The sequence below is a fragment of the Streptomyces sp. NPDC006335 genome (genome assembly GCF_040612795.1).
Taxonomy (GTDB): domain Bacteria; phylum Actinomycetota; class Actinomycetes; order Streptomycetales; family Streptomycetaceae; genus Streptomyces.
On the sequence record NZ_JBEXQX010000015.1, the window covers coordinates 57,817 to 73,066 of the forward strand.

Genomic DNA, 15,250 nt, shown 5'->3' on the forward strand with positions numbered 1-15,250 from the left:
CCACAGGGAGTATGGGGCCCTTGGGCCCTCAATGGACCTGTACGTGCCAGGAGTTGGCCGGACTGCCGCCGCCCGTTCACTCCTTGCGCGCAGGGGCACGGAAAAGCCCGCCCCAGGTGGGGCGGGCTTCACCGGCGTTCACCGGGTGGTGCTCAGGGCGCCTGGAGGTCGACGAGTTCGGCCAGTCGGGCGCGGTGCGTGCCCGCCGTGCCGTAGGCGATCGAATCGGCCTTGGCCCGCTTGAGGTACAAGTGCACCGGGTGCTCCCACGTCATGCCGATCCCGGCGTGCAGTTGGAGCGCCTCCTCGGCGGCGTGCACGGCCACGGAGGCCGCGTAGGACTGGGCGACGGCGACCGCCACGTCGGTGTCCTGACCCGTCGCGAGCGCGTCGGCCGCGTTGCGGGCGGCGGCACGGAGGTTGACGACCTCCAGCCAGAGCTGGGCGAGCCGGTGCTTGAGCGCCTGGAATCCGCCGACCGGGCGGTTGAACTGCTTGCGCTCCTTGAGGTAGCGCACGGTCTCGGTCAACGTCCATTCGGCGAGGCCGAATTGTTCGGAGGCGAGCAGTCCGGCGCCGGCCCGCAGGGCGCGGTGCACGGCGACTTCGGCGTCGCCCAGCAGGCGGCCCCGGGCCCCGTCGAGGGTGACGGTCGCGAGCGGCCGGGTCAGGTCGAAGGCGATCTGCGGGGTGACGGTCGCGGCGGAGGCGTCCACCGCGTACAGCCCGCCGTCGTCCGCGGGCACGAGCAGCACGTCGGCCGCCTGGGCGTCCGCGATCGCCGTCAACTCGCCGTGCAGGGCGCCGCCTTCATGGCGTACGACCTTGTAGGCGCCGCCCGGAGCGACGTTCAGGGCGACGGCGAGGGCGCCGATCCTCCGCCCGGACGCGAGCTCGCCGAGCAGGTCGTCGGCGTCGCAGGCGAGCAGGGCCTCGGTGGCGACGACCGCACTGGTGAGGTAGGGCACGGGAGCGACAGCGCGGCCCAACTCCTCCAGGACGACCGCTACTTCGCGGTGCGAGGCGCCCTGGCCGCCCTTGTCCTCCGGGACCAGGAGCCCCGCGAGGCCCATGCCGTCCGCGAGGGCCTTCCAGGCCGCGAGGTCGTGCGGGGTGTCGGACTCGGTCCGGGCGATCACGCCGGGCGCGTCGCAGTGGTCGGCGAGCAGGTCCCGTACGGCGGCCCGGAGCGCCTCTTCCTCCTCCGAGTACAGCAGATCGCTCATCGGGACAGGTCCTTCCAGGCGACGTCCTTGTCGGTGCGCGGCTCGGCCGGGAGGCCCAGGACGCGCTCGGCGACGATGTTCAGCAGGACCTCGCTGGTCCCGCCCTCGATGCTGTTGCCCTTGGAGCGCAGGTAGCGGTAGCCGGCGTCGCGGCCGGTGAAGTCCACCAGTTCGGGTCGACGCAGGGTCCAGTCGTCGTACAACAGGCCCTCCTCGCCGCGCAGTTCCACCTCCAGGCCGCTGATCTCCTGGTTGAGGCGGGCGAAGGCGAGCTTCATGCCGGCGCCCTCGGGTCCGGGTTGTCCGGCGACGAGCTGCTGGCGCAGGCGCTCGGCGGTGAGGCGGGCGACCTCGGAGTCGACCCAGAGCTTCAGCAGGCGCTGGTGCAGGTCGTGGGTGCGCAGTTCGGGGCGTTCGCGCCAGGTCCTGGAGACCGGGCCGATCATGCCGCCCTCGCGGGGCAGGCGCATGCCGCCGATGGCGACGCGCTCGTTGTTCAGCGTGGTCTGCGCCACCCGCCAGCCGTCGCCGACCTCGCCGAGGCGTCGTGAGTCCGGGATGCGGACGTCGGTGAGGAAGACCTCGTTGAACTCGGCCTCGCCGGTGATCTGCCGCAGCGGGCGGACGTCGACGCCGGGGTCGGTCATGTCGCAGATGAAGTAGGTGATGCCCGCGTGCTTGGGCACGTCCGGGTCGGTGCGGGCGATGAGGATGGCCCAGCGGGAGTTGTGGGCGCCCGAGGTCCACACCTTCTGCCCGTTGACCACCCAGCTGTCGCCCTCACGCACGGCCCGGGTGCCGAGCGCGGCGAGGTCGGATCCGGCGCCGGGCTCGCTGAAGAGCTGGCACCAGACCTCCTCCCCCACCCACAGCGGCCGCAGGAAGCGCTGCTTCTGCTCCTCGGTGCCGTACTTGAGGATGGTCGGCGCGGCCATGCCGAGGCCGATGCCGTTGCGCCGCGGGTCGTTGTCGGGGGCGCCCGCGGTCTCCAACTCGGCGTCCACGACGGCCTGGAGGGATCGGGGCGCGTTCAGTCCGCCGAGGCCCTCCGGGTAGTGCACCCAGGCGAGCCCCGCGTCGAAGCGGGCCTTGAGGAAGTCGAGCCGGTCCGTGCCGGCGGGCGGGTGTGCGGCCAGCAACTCGGCGGTGCGGCGCTTGAGTTCGGCGGCGTCGGTCATGCCTGTGCTCCTGTGGGTACGACGGCGATCCGGCCCGTGGTCACCCCGTCGCCGAGACGCTGGACGGCGTCGGCGGCACCGGCGAGCGGCACCCGCTCGCTGATCAGCGGCTTGATCGCGCCCCGGGCGGCCAGTTCGGTGAGCTGCTCGTGGCAGTGCTGGACCAGCTTGGGGTTCTTGGTGTTGTACAGGCCCCAGTGCAGGCCGAGGATCGCGTAGTTCTTCACCAGGGCGTGGTTGAGGCCGGGGCTCGGGATCGTGCCGCTGGCGAAGCCGACGACCACGATCCGCCCCTCGAAGGCGACGACCTTGGTCGACTGCGTGTAGGCCTCGCCGCCCACCGGGTCGTAGATCACGTCCGCGCCCCGGCCCCCGGTGGCCTCCTTCACGGCGGCGACGACGTCCTCGCTCCGCCGGTCGACCACCACGTCACAGCCCAGCTCGCGGGCCACGTCGGCCTTCTCGGCGCCGCCGACGACACCGATGACGGTGGCGCCGGCGGCCTTGCCGAGCTGCACGGCCGCGCTGCCGACCCCTCCAGCGGCAGCGTGGACGAGCAGCGTCTCCCCGGCCTCCAGGCGGGCCCGGCGGTGCAGTCCGAACCAGCCCGTCTGGTAGCCGATGTGCAGCGCGGCGGCCTCGGCGTCGTCCAGCGCGTCCGGCGCGGACAGCAGGGCGGCGGCGTCCGCGACGGCGTACTCGGCGAAACCGCCGTACGGCAGCGCGGGGTTGGCGATCACGCGCCGCCCGTCCTCGGTCTCGCCGCAGATCTCCACGCCGGGGGTGAAGGGCAGCGGCGGACGGACCTGGTAGTGGCCGCGGCACATCAGCACGTCCGGGAAGTTGATGTTCGCGGCGCGCACCTTGAGCAGGACCTGGCCGTCGCCGGGCACGGGCTGCGCCACGTCCGCGAGGCGCATCACCTCGCACGGCTCACCGTTCTCGTGTACTTGCCAAGCCTGCATGGGGGGCCTCCACGGGACTGCGTCGTCATGCCGGGGTCTGACCGGGGTCCTCCGCATACTAAGCGGTCGCTTGCCGATCAGGGAACAGTCCGCCGGAAAGTGTGGGCATCGGGACAGGGGCCCGGGTCAGAGGGCCCTGAACAGGAGCGCACCGAGCCGGGACGGCCCGGTCGGTCGAAGGACGCGGCCCGGCCGCTCAGTGCGCGAGGCGGTGCGGGTGCGCCGGGTACACGCCCAGGACGCGCACCTCGGTGGAGAAGAACCGCAGTTCGTTCAGGGCGAGGGCGACGTGTCGCTCGTCGGGGTGGCCCTCGATCTCGACGTAGAAGCGGCTGGCGTCGAGGCCCGCGCCGACCTGGTAGCTCTCGATCTTCGTGAGGTTCACCCCGCTGGTGGCGAACCCGCCCAGCGCCTTGAAGAGGGCGCTCGGGATGTTGCGCACGGAGAAGAACAGGCTCGTCATCGTCGGCTCGCCGGTGTCGGGGCCCACGACGGCCTCCCGGGACAGGACGACGAACCGGGTGGTGTTGTCGGGGTCGTCCTCGACCCCGGCGCGCAGCACGTCGAGGCCGTACAGCCCGGCCGCGGCGGGCGGGGCGAGCGCCGCGTGCCGCGGGTCGCCCAGTTCGGCCACCTCGCGCGCCGCTCCGGCGGTGTCGTCGGTGACGAGGGTGCGCCAGCCGCCGTCCCGCAGCACCTTGCGGCACTGCCCGAGGGCGTGCACATGGCTGCGTACGCACTCCACCTGGTCCACCGTCGCCCCGGGCACGCCCATCAGGTCGAAGCGGATGGCGAGGAAGTGCTCGGCGATGATGAACAGCCCCGACTCCGGCAGCAGGTGGTGCACGTCCGCCACCCGTCCCGCCGCGGAGTTGTCCACCGGGATCACGGCGACGTCGGCCGTGCCGAGCGTCACCGCGTCCAGGGCCTGCTCGAAGCCCGTGCAGGGCTGCTCGGCGCACCCCGGGTACAGGGCGTGCGCGGCGGTCGCCGAGTTGGATCCGGGTTCACCTTGGTAAGCGACGGTCGTCACGGGCTGCGGTCTCTTGTCGTCGGGCGGCAGAAGCTCCGTAACGTACCAGGAACGCCCGATCCGGGATCAGGGTGTCCGGCGACGCCCCCGTGGCCGGTGCCGCTCACGCTTTCCGGGGACGCGCCCGTACGTGCATCCGCTCCCCCTGCGGTCCGAAGAGGCTGAGGAACTCCGCCGGGCCCTCCCCCGTCGAACCGAACCAGTGCGGCACCCGGGTGTCGAACTCCGCCGCCTCCCCCGCCGCCATCACCACGTCGTGCTCACCGAGCACCACCCGCAGCCGGCCCGACAGGACGTACAGCCACTCGTACCCCTCGTGGGTGCGCAGCTCCGGCTCCTCCTCGCGGCGCGGTACCAGCACCTTGAAGGCCTGGAGGCCGCCGGGTTGCCGGGTGAGCGGCCAGAAGGTGCGCCCGTGCCGTTCGAGCGGTGCCGACCGCACCCGGGGATCGCCGACCGGCGGGGCGCCGACCAGTTCGTCCAGCGGTACTTGGTGGGCCTGGGCGATCGGCAGCAGCAGCTCCAGGCTGGGCTTGCGCAGGCCGGACTCCAGCCGGGAGAGCGTGCTCACGGAGATGCCGGTGGTCTCCGATAGGGCCGCGAGGGTCACCTCCCGGTCCTTGCGCAGCCGCCTGAGCCTGGGTCCCACTTCGGCGAGAACGTCGTCGGTACTCATACCCGTATTGCAGAATCGGCAAAGTTGTTTGTCAATCCCGCGTCCGCGGAGCGACTGTGTCGGCATGACCGAGACATACGGCGAGACCTATGAAGTGATCGTTGTCGGTGGCGGCGCGGCGGGCCTGTCCGCCGCCCTGGTCCTGGGCCGGGCCCGGCGTCGCACCCTGGTCGTCGACGCGGGCGAACCACGCAACGCGCCCTCCGCGCACATGCAGGGCTTCCTCAGCCGCGACGGCATGCCGCCCGCCGAGTTCCTGGCGATCGGCCGCGAGGAGATCAAGGAGTACGGCGTCGAGCTGGTCCGGGACCGGGTGACCGAGGTCGCGCCGGGCTTCGCCGTGACCCTGGCGGGCGGGCGCGTGGTCCGGGCCCGCCGCCTGGTCGTCGCGACCGGCCTCAAGGACGAGCTGCCGGACGTGCCCGGCGTGGCCGAGCGCTTCGGCAGGGACGTCCTGCACTGCCCGTACTGCCACGGCTGGGAGGTCCGCGACCAGGCCTTCGGCGTGCTGGCCACGAGTGCGCTCAGCGTGCACCAGGCGCTGATGGTGTCCCAGTGGTCGAAGGACGTGACCCTGTTCCTGCACACGGTCGCCGAGTCCGCACTCGCGGACGACGACCTGCGCAGGCTGGCCGCGGCCGGCGTCCAGGTGGTGCCCGGCGAGGTCGCCGGGCTGGTGGTGACCGACGACCGGCTCACCGCCGTACGGCTGGCGGACGGCACGACGCACGCGCGCGAGGTCGTCTTCACCGCCCCGCGGGCCGTCCCGCAGAACGGCCTGCTGGAGCGGCTCGGGGCCGAGTTCCAGGAGACGCCGTACGGCAGCTATCCCGTGGTCGACGCGACCTGGCGGACGACCGTGCCCGGTGTGTACGCCGTGGGCAACGTGGCCGGCTTCGGCGAGCAGGTGATCAACGCGGCGAGCGCCGGGTACCGGGCGGCCGCCACGATCAACGGCGAGCTGCTGATGAGCGACCTCGACGCGGCCGTGGGCGCGTAGTCGGGTGCGTAGTCGGAGGCGGCCGGGGTGTAGACCGGCCGCCTCCGGTACACCCTGGAAGCATGTTGCTTGCCCGGCTGGCACAGGTGTCCCAGGACGTCGCCGCGACCTCGGCGCGTTCGAAGAAGATCGCGCTCCTCGCGGAGCTGTTCCGGGACGCCGAGGCGGACGACGTCCCGATCGTCATCCCGTACCTGGCGGGACGGCTCCCGCAGGGCCGGCTCGGCGTCGGCTGGAAGGTGCTGAGCCGCCCGGTCGCCCCGGCCGCCGAGCCGACCCTGACCGTGCGCGCGGTGGACGCCCTGCTCAGCGAGCTGGGCAAGGTCGCGGGGGCGGGCTCGCAGGCCGAACGTGCCCGACTGGTCGGTGAGTTGATGGGCGCGGCCACCGAGGACGAGCAGCGGTTCCTGCTCGGGCTCCTCACCGGCGAGGTGCGGCAGGGGGCGCTGGACGCGGTGGCGGTCGAGGGACTCGCCCAGGCGACCGGGGCGCCCCCGGCGGACGTACGCCGGGCCGTGATGCTCGCGGGCTCGCTCCAGACCGTGGCCGAGGCCCTGCTCACCGACGGCCCGCCCGCCCTGGACCGCTTCCGGCTCACCGTCGGCCGCCCGGTCCTGCCGATGCTGGCGCACAGCGCCTCCTCGGTGGCCGAGGCGGTCGACAAGCTCGGCTCGTGCGCGGTCGAGGAGAAGCTGGACGGCATCCGCGTCCAGATCCACCGGGACGGGGACGTGGTACGGCTGTACACGCGCACCCTCGACGACATCACCGACCGGCTGCCCGAACTGACGGCCGCCGCGCTGGAGTTGCGGGGCGAGCGGTTCATCCTGGACGGCGAGGTGATCGCCTTCGACGAGGACGGGCGCCCGCGTTCCTTCCAGGAGACCGCGGGGCGGGTCGGCTCCCGGGTGGACGTGACGACGGCCGCCGAGGCGGTCCCCGTCTCCCCCGTCTTCTTCGACGCCCTGTCCGTCGACGACCGCGACCTCCTCGACCTGCCCTTCGCCGAACGGCACGCCGAACTGGCCCGGTTGGTGCCCGAGCCGATGCGGGTCCGGCGCACGCTGGTGTCCGGCCCGCAGGACCTGGGCGCTGCGGAGGACTTCCTCGCCGAGACCCTGAAGCGCGGCCACGAGGGGGTCGTGGTGAAGTCCCTCGACGCCCCGTACAGCGCGGGCCGGCGGGGCGCGTCCTGGTTGAAGGTCAAGCCCGTGCACACGCTGGATCTGGTCGTCCTGGCCGCCGAGTGGGGTCACGGCCGCCGCACCGGCAAGCTCTCCAACCTGCACCTCGGCGCCCGCACGGCCGACGGCGGCTTCGCCATGCTCGGCAAGACCTTCAAGGGCATGACCGACGCGATGCTCACCTGGCAGACCGAACGGCTCCAGGAGCTGGCGGTGGACAGCAGCGGTTACGTGGTGACCGTACGGCCCGAACTCGTCGTCGAGATCGCCTACGACGGCCTCCAGCGGTCCACCCGCTACCCGGCCGGCGTCACCCTCCGCTTCGCCCGCGTGGTCCGCTACCGCGAGGACAAGCGCCCCGAGGACGCCGACACGGTCGAGACCCTGCTGGCCGCGCACCCCGAGGTGAGGCCGTGAGGACGAGCGCGGGCCTGCTGTTGTTCCGGCACACCGGCGACGGCCTTCAGGTGTTGCTGGGCCATATGGGCGGTCCGTTCTTCGCGCGACGGGACGCCGGTGCGTGGACGGTTCCCAAGGGCGAGTACGAGCCGGACGCGGAGTCGGCCTGGGACGCGGCCCGCCGGGAGTTCCAGGAGGAGCTCGGGCTGCCGCCGCCCGACGGCCAGGCCGTACCCCTGGGCGAGGTCCGCCAGACCAACGGCAAGGTCGTCACGGCGTGGGCGGTCGAGGCGGACCTCGATCCGGCGAGCGTGGTTCCGGGGGTGTTCAGCATGGAGTGGCCGCCGAAGTCCGGGAGGACGCAGGAGTTCCCGGAACTGGACCGCGTCGAGTGGTTCGGCCTCGACCGGGCCCGGTCCGTGATCGTCAAGGCGCAGGCCGCGTTTCTCGACCGGCTGGCTGAGCACTCGCCCTGACGTCCACGCGTTGCGGACGCCCCCGCCGCGCGGGAAGGTCGAAGCACAGTCAGCTCTTCAGGAGGTCGGTCATGCCCATCGCGACGGTGAACCCGGCGAACGGCGAGACGCTCAAGACGTACGAGGCCATGGGCGAGGAGGAGATCGAGCGCAGGCTCCAGCTCGCGGAGGCGACGTTCCGCACCTGGCGGACGACGTCCTTCGCCGACCGCGCCCGTCTCCTGAACCGGGCCGCGGGGCTGCTCGACGACATCCAGCAGGACATCGCCAAGGTCATGACGACCGAGATGGGCAAGCCGGTCAAGCAGGCCCGCGCGGAGGCCGCCAAGTGCGCCAAGGCGATGCGCTGGTACGCCGAGAACGCGGAGTCGCTGCTCGCCGACGAGGAGCCCGCCGAGCACGACGTCAAGGACTCCGGCGCCTCCCGCGCCCTGGTGCGCTACCGGCCGCTCGGTCCCGTGCTCGCGGTGATGCCGTGGAACTTCCCGCTGTGGCAGGTGGTCCGCTTCGCCGCGCCCGCGCTGATGGCGGGCAACGTCGGCCTGCTCAAGCACGCCTCGAACGTGCCGCAGACCGCGCTGTTCCTGGAGGACCTCTTCCATCAGGCGGGCTACCCGGAGGGCTGCTTCCAGACCCTGCTCGTGGGGTCCGGCGCGATCGACGAGATCCTGCGCGACGAGCGGGTGAAGGCGGCCACGCTCACGGGGAGCGAGCCCGCGGGACGGGCGGTCGCCGCCACCGCCGGGGACATGGTGAAGAAGACCGTGCTGGAACTCGGTGGCAGCGACCCGTACATCGTCATGCCGTCCGCGGACGTCGACCGGGCCGCCGAGATCGCGGTGACCGCCCGTGTGCAGAACAACGGGCAGTCCTGCATCGCCGCCAAGCGGTTCATCGTGCACACGGACGTCTACGACCGGTTCGCCGAGCGGTTCGTCGAGGGCATGAAGGCGCTCAAGGTCGGCGACCCGCTGGAGGAGGACACCGAGGTCGGGCCGCTCGCCAGCGAACAGGGGCGGACCGACCTGGAGGAGCTGGTCGACGACGCCCGGCGCAGCGGGGCGAGCGTGCTGTGCGGCGGGGAACGGCCCGAGGGGCCCGGCTGGTACTACCCGCCGACCGTGGTCGCCGACGTGAAGCGCGAGATGCGCATCCACCGCGAGGAGACCTTCGGCCCGGTGGCGACGCTCTACCGGGCGGCCGACCTCGACGAGGCGGTGCTGATCGCCAACGACTCGGCGTTCGGGCTGAGTTCCAACGTGTGGACCCGGGACGAGGCGGAGGTCGACCGGTTCGTACGGGATCTGGAGGCCGGCGGGGTGTTCGTCAACGGGATGACCGCCTCGCATCCGGCGTTCCCGTTCGGCGGGGTGAAGCGGTCCGGGTACGGGCGTGAGCTGTCCGGGCACGGAATCAGGGAGTTCTGCAACATCACGACGGTTTGGCACGGAGCGTGACACTTGCGCGGCTAACATCCCGGGTGTGAACCGCGAAGTGACACTGCCTCTGATCGTCGATGACCGCGGGACCCTTCAGGTGGCCGCGGCCGATGTGAGCAAGCTGCTCCGCAGTCTTGGCGGGCGGTGGCTGCACCTGGTCGAGGCCGGGGCCGACGGGCTCGACGAGGACACGGTGGCCGCACTGACCATCGAGCTCGCCAAGCTCGCCGATCGGATCGACGTCGCGTGCATCGCGCACAGCAGCGGTGGGGCGCCGTAGAGGTCTCGTGTCCCGCGTTCGGTGCAACCCGGCGCGACGCCGCCCGCCCCCCGGGTGATCGTGGACTGGACCAGGCTTCGGTACCGGGACGAGACGGTGTGGGATGAGCGAAGAGACGATCACCGAGATCCTGCCCCCGATCCGGCACTGGCCGGCACTCGACCTGTCCGGCGTCGACTTCGACCCGGTGCTGACCGAGCTGATGCGTGAGGGTCCCCTCACCCGGATCCAGCTCCCCCACGGCGAGGGCTGGGCGTGGCTGGTCACCCGGTACGACGACGTACGGACGGTGGCCGGCGACCCGCGCTTCGGTCGCGAGGCCGTGCCGGACCAGCCGGTCACCCGGTTCGCCCCGCACTGCGCGCCGCGGCGCCGCGCGGTCCCCTTCCTCGACCCGCCCGACCACACCCGGCTGCGCGGTGCGGTGGCCGCCGCGTTCACCGCGCGGGGCGTGGAGCGGGTCCGGGAGGAGTCCCGCCGGATGCTCGACGAGCTGGTCGACGAACTGCTCCAGGACGGCCCGCCCGCCGACCTCACCGCGGCGGTGCTCAGCCCCTTCGCCAACGCCGTGATCTGCGCGCTGATGGGTGTCCCGGCCGCCGACCGGCACACCCTGCACACCTGGACCGAGCTGATCCCGTCGTCCTCGCACGGTACGAAGGCCGGCGAGCGGGCCAGGGACGAGATGGGCGCCTACTTCGCCGACCTCATCGGCCTCAGGGAGGGCGGCACCGGCGAGGACGTGACCTCCCTGCTGGGGGCCGCCGTGGGCCGCGGCGAGGTGACGCTGGAGGAGGCCGTGGGGCTCGCGATCCTGCTCCAGACCGGCGCCGAGGCGTCGGCGAACAACAGCGGCCAGATGTTCTACCTGCTGCTGACCCGCCCCGACCTGGCCGAACGACTGCGTGCCGAGCCGGAGATCCGCCCGCGGGCCGTCGCCGAGCTGCTGCGCTACATCCCGCACCGCAACGCGGTCGGCCTGGCGCGGATCGCCCTGGAGGACGTGGGGGTCGGCGGCGTACGGATCCGGGCGGGCGACGCGATCTACGTGTCGTACCTGGCGGCGAACCGGGACCCCGACGTCTTCCCGTACCCGGAGACGATCGACTTCTCCCGCGGTCCGGACCCGCATGTGTCGTTCGGTGCCGGCCCGCACGCCTGCCCGGCCGGGACGCTGGTCCAGATGCAGGCCGAGTTGCTGGTCGAGGCACTGCTCGGCCGTGTCCCGGGCCTGCGGCCGGCGGTCCCGGCGGAGCAGGTGCCCTTCAGGAAGGGCACGTCCGTCCGCGGCCCCCAGGCGCTCCCGGTGACGTGGTGACGGCTCCGAAGGAGGGCTTCAGGTCCCTCCGGAGCCGCACCCACTACCGAATGGGCATCCCGGAGAGCGTCCGCGCGATCACCAGGCGCTGGATCTCGCTGGTGCCTTCGAAGATGGTGTAGATCGCCGCGTCGCGGTGCATGCGCTCCACCGGGTACTCCCGGGTGTAACCGTTGCCGCCCAGGATCTGGACCGCCTGCGCGGTGACCTTCTTCGCCGTCTCGCTCGCGAAGAGCTTCGACATCGAGCCCTCGGCGGCGGTGAACTGCTTGCCGTTGATCGCCATCCAGGAGGCACGCCAGACCAGCAGACGGGCCGCGTCGATGGAGGTGCGCATGTCCGCGAGCTGGAACGCCACGCCCTGGTTGTCGATGATCGGCCGCCCGAACTGCTCACGCGTCTTGGCGTAGTCGAGGGCGACCTCGTACGCGGCCCGGGCGGTGCCCACGGCCATGGCGCCCACGGCGGGACGCGAGGCCTCGAAGGTGGCCATCGCCGCGTTCTTGACCCGCTCGCCGCCGGCCTTCGCCCGCTCCCGGGCCCGGGCGAGGCGCTCGTCGAGCTTCTCCTTGCCGCCGAGGAGGCAGGAGCCGGGCACCCGGACGTTCTCCAGGACGACCTCGGCCGTGTGCGAGGCGCGGATGCCGTGCTTCTTGAACTTCTGGCCCTGGGACAGGCCCGGGGTGTTCGGCGGCACGATGAAGGAGGCGTGGCCCTTGGAGCCGAGCTCCGCGTCGACGACCGCGACGACGACGTGGACGTTGGCGATACCGCCGTTGGTCGCCCAGGTCTTGGTGCCGTTGAGCACCCACTCGTCCTTGGCCTCGTCGTAGACGGCACGCGTGCGCATGGAGGCCACGTCGGACCCGGCGTCCGGCTCGGACGAGCAGAACGCGGCGACCTTGACATCGTTCGCGTCGCCGTACATCTGCGGGATCCAGGTGCCGATCTGTTCCTCGGTACCGTTGGCGAGAACGCCGACAGCGGCCAGTCCGGTGCCTACGATCGACAGGGCGATGCCCGCGTCGCCCCAGAACAGCTCCTCCATCGCCATCGGGATACCGAGCCCGGTGGGGTCGAAGTACTGCTGGGCGTAGAAGTCGAGGGAGTAGATGCCTACCTTCGCGGCCTCCTGGATGACCGGCCAGGGAGTCTCCTCACGCTCGTCCCATTCGGCGGCCGCGGGGCGGATGACGTCGGCGGCGAAGCCGTGCAGCCAGTCCCGGACCTCCTTCTGTTCGTCGTTGAGCTCCATGGTGAACTCGGCCATGTCCCCTCCAGCGGCGACGCACGTGCATGTTACTTGCGGTAACCAGAGTCTGTTACCCACGGGTAGGAAAAGTCAACTCCCCATGACCAGTCAGCAGCCTGTTCGATGTCCGTCACCCGCCGGGTGTTAGTTTGCGCAGGCGTTACCGATTCAGCACGGGTGGGGAGAGCTCATGGACACCACACAGCGGACCGATCAGCAGCGGTCCGCCGACCGCCGCCGGCGCGAACTGCTGGAGGCCGCGGACAGAGTGGTGCTGCGTGACGGCCCACAGGCCTCCATGAACGCCATCGCCGCGGAAGCCGGCATCACCAAGCCGATTCTCTACCGGCACTTCGGCGACAAGGGGGGACTCTACGCCGCGCTCGCCAAGCGACACACCGACGCCCTGCTGGACTCGCTGCGGGCGGCCCTTGACGCACCCGCGGACCGGCGCGAGCGGGTCGAGGCCACGCTGGACACCTACCTGGCCGCGATCGAGGCCCGGCCCCAGGTGTACCGGTTCCTGATGCACCCCGCCGAGGGAAGCCAGGCCGGGGACCAGGGGTTCGACGTCGGCCAGCATTCCGCGCCGCTGCTGCGCAGGATGGGTGAGGAGTTGGGGCAGGTCATCGAGGACCGGCTGGATCTCGGGCCCGGGAGCCAGTTGCTGGCCCGGGTGTGGGGGCACGGGATCGTCGGGATGATGTACGCGGCCGGTGACTGGTGGCTGGGTGAACGGCCGTGCTCGCGGGCCGAGTTGGTGCGGAGCATGGCGGACCTGTTGTGGGGGCGGCTCGCCGCGGCGGGGGACAAGGTGGGGGGTCCGGGGTTCTGATCGCTGAATCCCGGGTGCGGGACCGTGGGGGCTGGTCGCGCCCACGCGGCGGAGCCGCACATTGACACAGCCCCGCGCCCCTAAGTCGGTCCACTCCCCCTGTGCCAGGAAGATCTGGCCACTTGTCGCATCAGCTTTCGGTGGCGGCGGCCCGTCAAGTGGTCCGCGTACACCTTGCCCTCCAGGTGGTCCGTCTCGTGTTGCAGGCACCTCGCGAAGAAGCCCGTGCCGTGGACCGTGATCGGGTCTCCCGTCATCGTGAACCCCTCCACCACCGCGTGGTCGTGGCGTTCCACCCCCGCCTCCAGGCCCGGCAGCGACAGACAGCCCTCGGGCCCCCTGAACACCAGACCGTCCGCCGCCACCAGCCGTGGGTTCACCACATGGCCGAGGTGGCGGACCTCCTCGTCGTCCGGGCAGTCGTACACGAACACGCTCAGGGGGACACCCACTTGGTTCGCCGCGAGGCCCACCCCCTCGTGCGCGTACATCGTCGCGAACAGGTCCTCCACGAGCGTCGCCAGTCGCGGACCGAAGTCCGATACCTCCCCGCAGGGTTCGTGCAGCACGGGGCTGCCGAGCAGGGTGAGGGGCCGGACCCGGCCACGGGTGCCCGGAATGGAGCCGTTTCGCATGGCCGCAAGGGTACGGCGATTCGGGAGTGCCTTCGGATCTCGATAGGCTGAGGTCCACACCACGTGGCCGGAGGCTGAGGCGCGGCGCGTACGCAAGGAGGATCGAGAACTGATGACAGGCAACTCGGACCCGCTCTCGCCGCGGGCCAAGCTGGCCGTGACGGCGGGCAAGGCCGTCGCGGCGGCATCCCGAGCCGCGGGTCGCGGCAGCGGTTCGGTCATCGGCGGCAAGGTGGCCCTCAAGCTCGACCCCGACCTCCTCGCCCGGCTCGCCCAACACCTGGACGTCGTCCTCGTCTCGGCGACCAACGGCAAGACCACCACGACCCGACTGATCGCGGAGGCGCTCGGCGCCGCCGGGCCCGTGGTCTCCAACGCCCTCGGCGCCAACATGCCGGCCGGCATCACCTCGGCGCTCGCCGGCGGCTCGGACGCCCGGTACGGCGTCATCGAGGTCGACGAGAAGTACCTCGCGGGCGTGGCCCGCGACACCGACCCCAAGTGCATCGCCCTGCTCAACCTCTCCCGCGACCAGCTCGACCGGGCCGCCGAGACCCGCATGCTCGCCGAGAACTGGCGCGAGGGGCTCGCCGGTTCGAAGGCGGTCGTCGTGGCCAACGCCGACGACCCGCTCGTCGTGTGGGCCGCCTCCTCCTCCCCCAACGTCATCTGGGTCGCCGCCGGGCAGATGTGGAAGGACGACGCCTGGTCCTGCCCGTCCTGCGGTGGCGTGATGCAGCGGCCGGGCGACGACTGGTTCTGCGGCGAGTGCGGGTTCCGGCGTCCCACGCCGAGCTGGGCGCTCTCCGGTGACCACGTGCTCGACCCGCACGGATCCGCCTGGCCGATCCACCTCCAGCTCCCCGGCCGCGCCAACAAGGCCAACGCCGCGTCCTCCGCCGCCGTCGCCGCCGTCTTCGGCGTGCCGCCGCAGGTCGCCCTGGAACGCATGTACCAGGTACAGGCCGTGGCCGGCCGCTACGACATCGTCCAGTTCCAGCAGCGCGACCTCAGGCTGCTGCTCGCGAAGAACCCGGCCGGCTGGCTCGAGACGTTCAGCCTGATCGACCCGCCGCCCACCCCGGTGATCCTCTCCGTCAACGCCCGCGGCGCCGACGGCACCGACACCTCCTGGCTGTGGGACGTCGACTACACGCGGCTGACCGGCCACCCGATCTGCGTGATCGGCGACCGGAAGCTGGACCTCGCGGTGCGCCTCGAGGTCGCGAACCAGAACTTCCAGGTCTGCGACAACCTCGACCAGGCCGTGCAGATGAGTCCGCCCGGCCGCATCGAGGTCATCGCGAACTACACCGCCTTCCAGGACCTGCGCCGCCGCGTCGGCAACTGAGAC

Annotated in this window: 15 protein-coding genes; 8 read left to right on the forward strand and 7 right to left on the reverse strand. The window is 71.9% G+C overall.

The window, feature by feature from the left end:
* Window positions 1-152: 152 nt before the first annotated feature.
* The 5 genes from ABZ098_RS32765 to ABZ098_RS32785 all read right to left on the reverse strand — a co-directional run bounded on the left by ABZ098_RS32765 (window position 153) and on the right by ABZ098_RS32785 (window position 5,078).
* A complete protein-coding gene (locus ABZ098_RS32765) occupies window positions 153-1,226 on the reverse strand; it encodes an acyl-CoA dehydrogenase family protein (protein ID WP_356597363.1) in 1,074 nt (357 codons plus the stop codon).
* The gene (locus ABZ098_RS32770; RefSeq protein ID WP_356597364.1) at window positions 1,223-2,404 is read right to left on the reverse strand and encodes an acyl-CoA dehydrogenase family protein; all 1,182 of its coding nucleotides are present in this window, start codon (window positions 2,402-2,404) and stop codon (window positions 1,223-1,225) included. The genes ABZ098_RS32765 and ABZ098_RS32770 overlap by 4 nt, the downstream gene beginning before the upstream one ends.
* Entirely contained in the window at window positions 2,401-3,369 is a 969-nt protein-coding gene (locus tag ABZ098_RS32775; RefSeq protein ID WP_356597365.1) for an NADPH:quinone oxidoreductase family protein, read from the reverse strand. Before ABZ098_RS32775 ends, ABZ098_RS32770 begins: the two co-directional genes overlap by 4 nt.
* A gap of 196 nt (window positions 3,370-3,565) precedes the next feature.
* Complete coding sequence (locus ABZ098_RS32780) at window positions 3,566-4,402, reverse strand: prephenate dehydratase (RefSeq protein ID WP_356597366.1); 837 nt, start codon at window positions 4,400-4,402, stop codon at window positions 3,566-3,568.
* 103 nt (window positions 4,403-4,505) lie between these two features.
* Complete coding sequence (locus ABZ098_RS32785; RefSeq protein ID WP_356597367.1) at window positions 4,506-5,078, reverse strand: XRE family transcriptional regulator; 573 nt, start codon at window positions 5,076-5,078, stop codon at window positions 4,506-4,508.
* Window positions 5,079-5,142: 64 nt separating this feature from the next.
* Here ABZ098_RS32785 and ABZ098_RS32790 point away from each other — a divergent pair, with 64 nt between their 5' ends.
* The 6 genes from ABZ098_RS32790 to ABZ098_RS32815 all read left to right on the forward strand — a co-directional run bounded on the left by ABZ098_RS32790 (window position 5,143) and on the right by ABZ098_RS32815 (window position 11,174).
* A complete protein-coding gene (locus ABZ098_RS32790) occupies window positions 5,143-6,078 on the forward strand; it encodes an NAD(P)/FAD-dependent oxidoreductase (RefSeq protein WP_356597368.1) in 936 nt (311 codons plus the stop codon).
* A 62-nt stretch (window positions 6,079-6,140) separates the two neighbouring features.
* Window positions 6,141-7,679 (forward strand): ATP-dependent DNA ligase, encoded by a 1,539-nt coding sequence (locus tag ABZ098_RS32795; RefSeq protein WP_356597369.1) that lies wholly within the window; start codon window positions 6,141-6,143, stop codon window positions 7,677-7,679.
* Window positions 7,676-8,137, forward strand: a complete 462-nt coding sequence (locus tag ABZ098_RS32800; RefSeq protein ID WP_356597370.1) for an NUDIX domain-containing protein — start codon at window positions 7,676-7,678, stop codon at window positions 8,135-8,137. Before ABZ098_RS32795 ends, ABZ098_RS32800 begins: the two co-directional genes overlap by 4 nt.
* 71 nt (window positions 8,138-8,208) lie before the next feature.
* Window positions 8,209-9,594 carry an NADP-dependent succinic semialdehyde dehydrogenase gene (locus ABZ098_RS32805; protein WP_356597371.1) on the forward strand — a complete coding sequence of 462 codons (1,386 nt, stop codon included), beginning with the start codon at window positions 8,209-8,211 and terminating at the stop codon, window positions 9,592-9,594.
* Window positions 9,595-9,619: 25 nt separating this feature from the next.
* A complete protein-coding gene (locus ABZ098_RS32810; RefSeq protein WP_007380390.1) occupies window positions 9,620-9,856 on the forward strand; it encodes a DUF6213 family protein in 237 nt (78 codons plus the stop codon).
* Window positions 9,857-9,959: 103 nt separating this feature from the next.
* The gene (locus ABZ098_RS32815; protein WP_356597372.1) at window positions 9,960-11,174 is read left to right on the forward strand and encodes a cytochrome P450; all 1,215 of its coding nucleotides are present in this window, start codon (window positions 9,960-9,962) and stop codon (window positions 11,172-11,174) included.
* Window positions 11,175-11,217: 43 nt separating this feature from the next.
* Here ABZ098_RS32815 and ABZ098_RS32820 read toward each other — a convergent pair whose 3' ends face one another.
* Window positions 11,218-12,444, reverse strand: a complete 1,227-nt coding sequence (locus ABZ098_RS32820) for an acyl-CoA dehydrogenase family protein (protein ID WP_356597373.1) — start codon at window positions 12,442-12,444, stop codon at window positions 11,218-11,220.
* A gap of 172 nt (window positions 12,445-12,616) precedes the next feature.
* Between ABZ098_RS32820 and ABZ098_RS32825 the strand changes: the two genes are divergently transcribed.
* A complete protein-coding gene (locus tag ABZ098_RS32825) occupies window positions 12,617-13,261 on the forward strand; it encodes a TetR family transcriptional regulator (RefSeq protein WP_356597374.1) in 645 nt (214 codons plus the stop codon).
* Between the two features lie 80 nt (window positions 13,262-13,341).
* On the opposite strand, the gene def is transcribed toward ABZ098_RS32825, so the two are convergent.
* Window positions 13,342-13,896, reverse strand: a complete 555-nt coding sequence (gene def, locus ABZ098_RS32830; protein ID WP_356597375.1) for a peptide deformylase — start codon at window positions 13,894-13,896, stop codon at window positions 13,342-13,344.
* 112 nt (window positions 13,897-14,008) lie between these two features.
* Between def and ABZ098_RS32835 the strand changes: the two genes are divergently transcribed.
* Complete coding sequence (locus tag ABZ098_RS32835) at window positions 14,009-15,247, forward strand: MurT ligase domain-containing protein (protein ID WP_037710162.1); 1,239 nt, start codon at window positions 14,009-14,011, stop codon at window positions 15,245-15,247.
* Window positions 15,248-15,250: the final 3 nt, after the last annotated feature.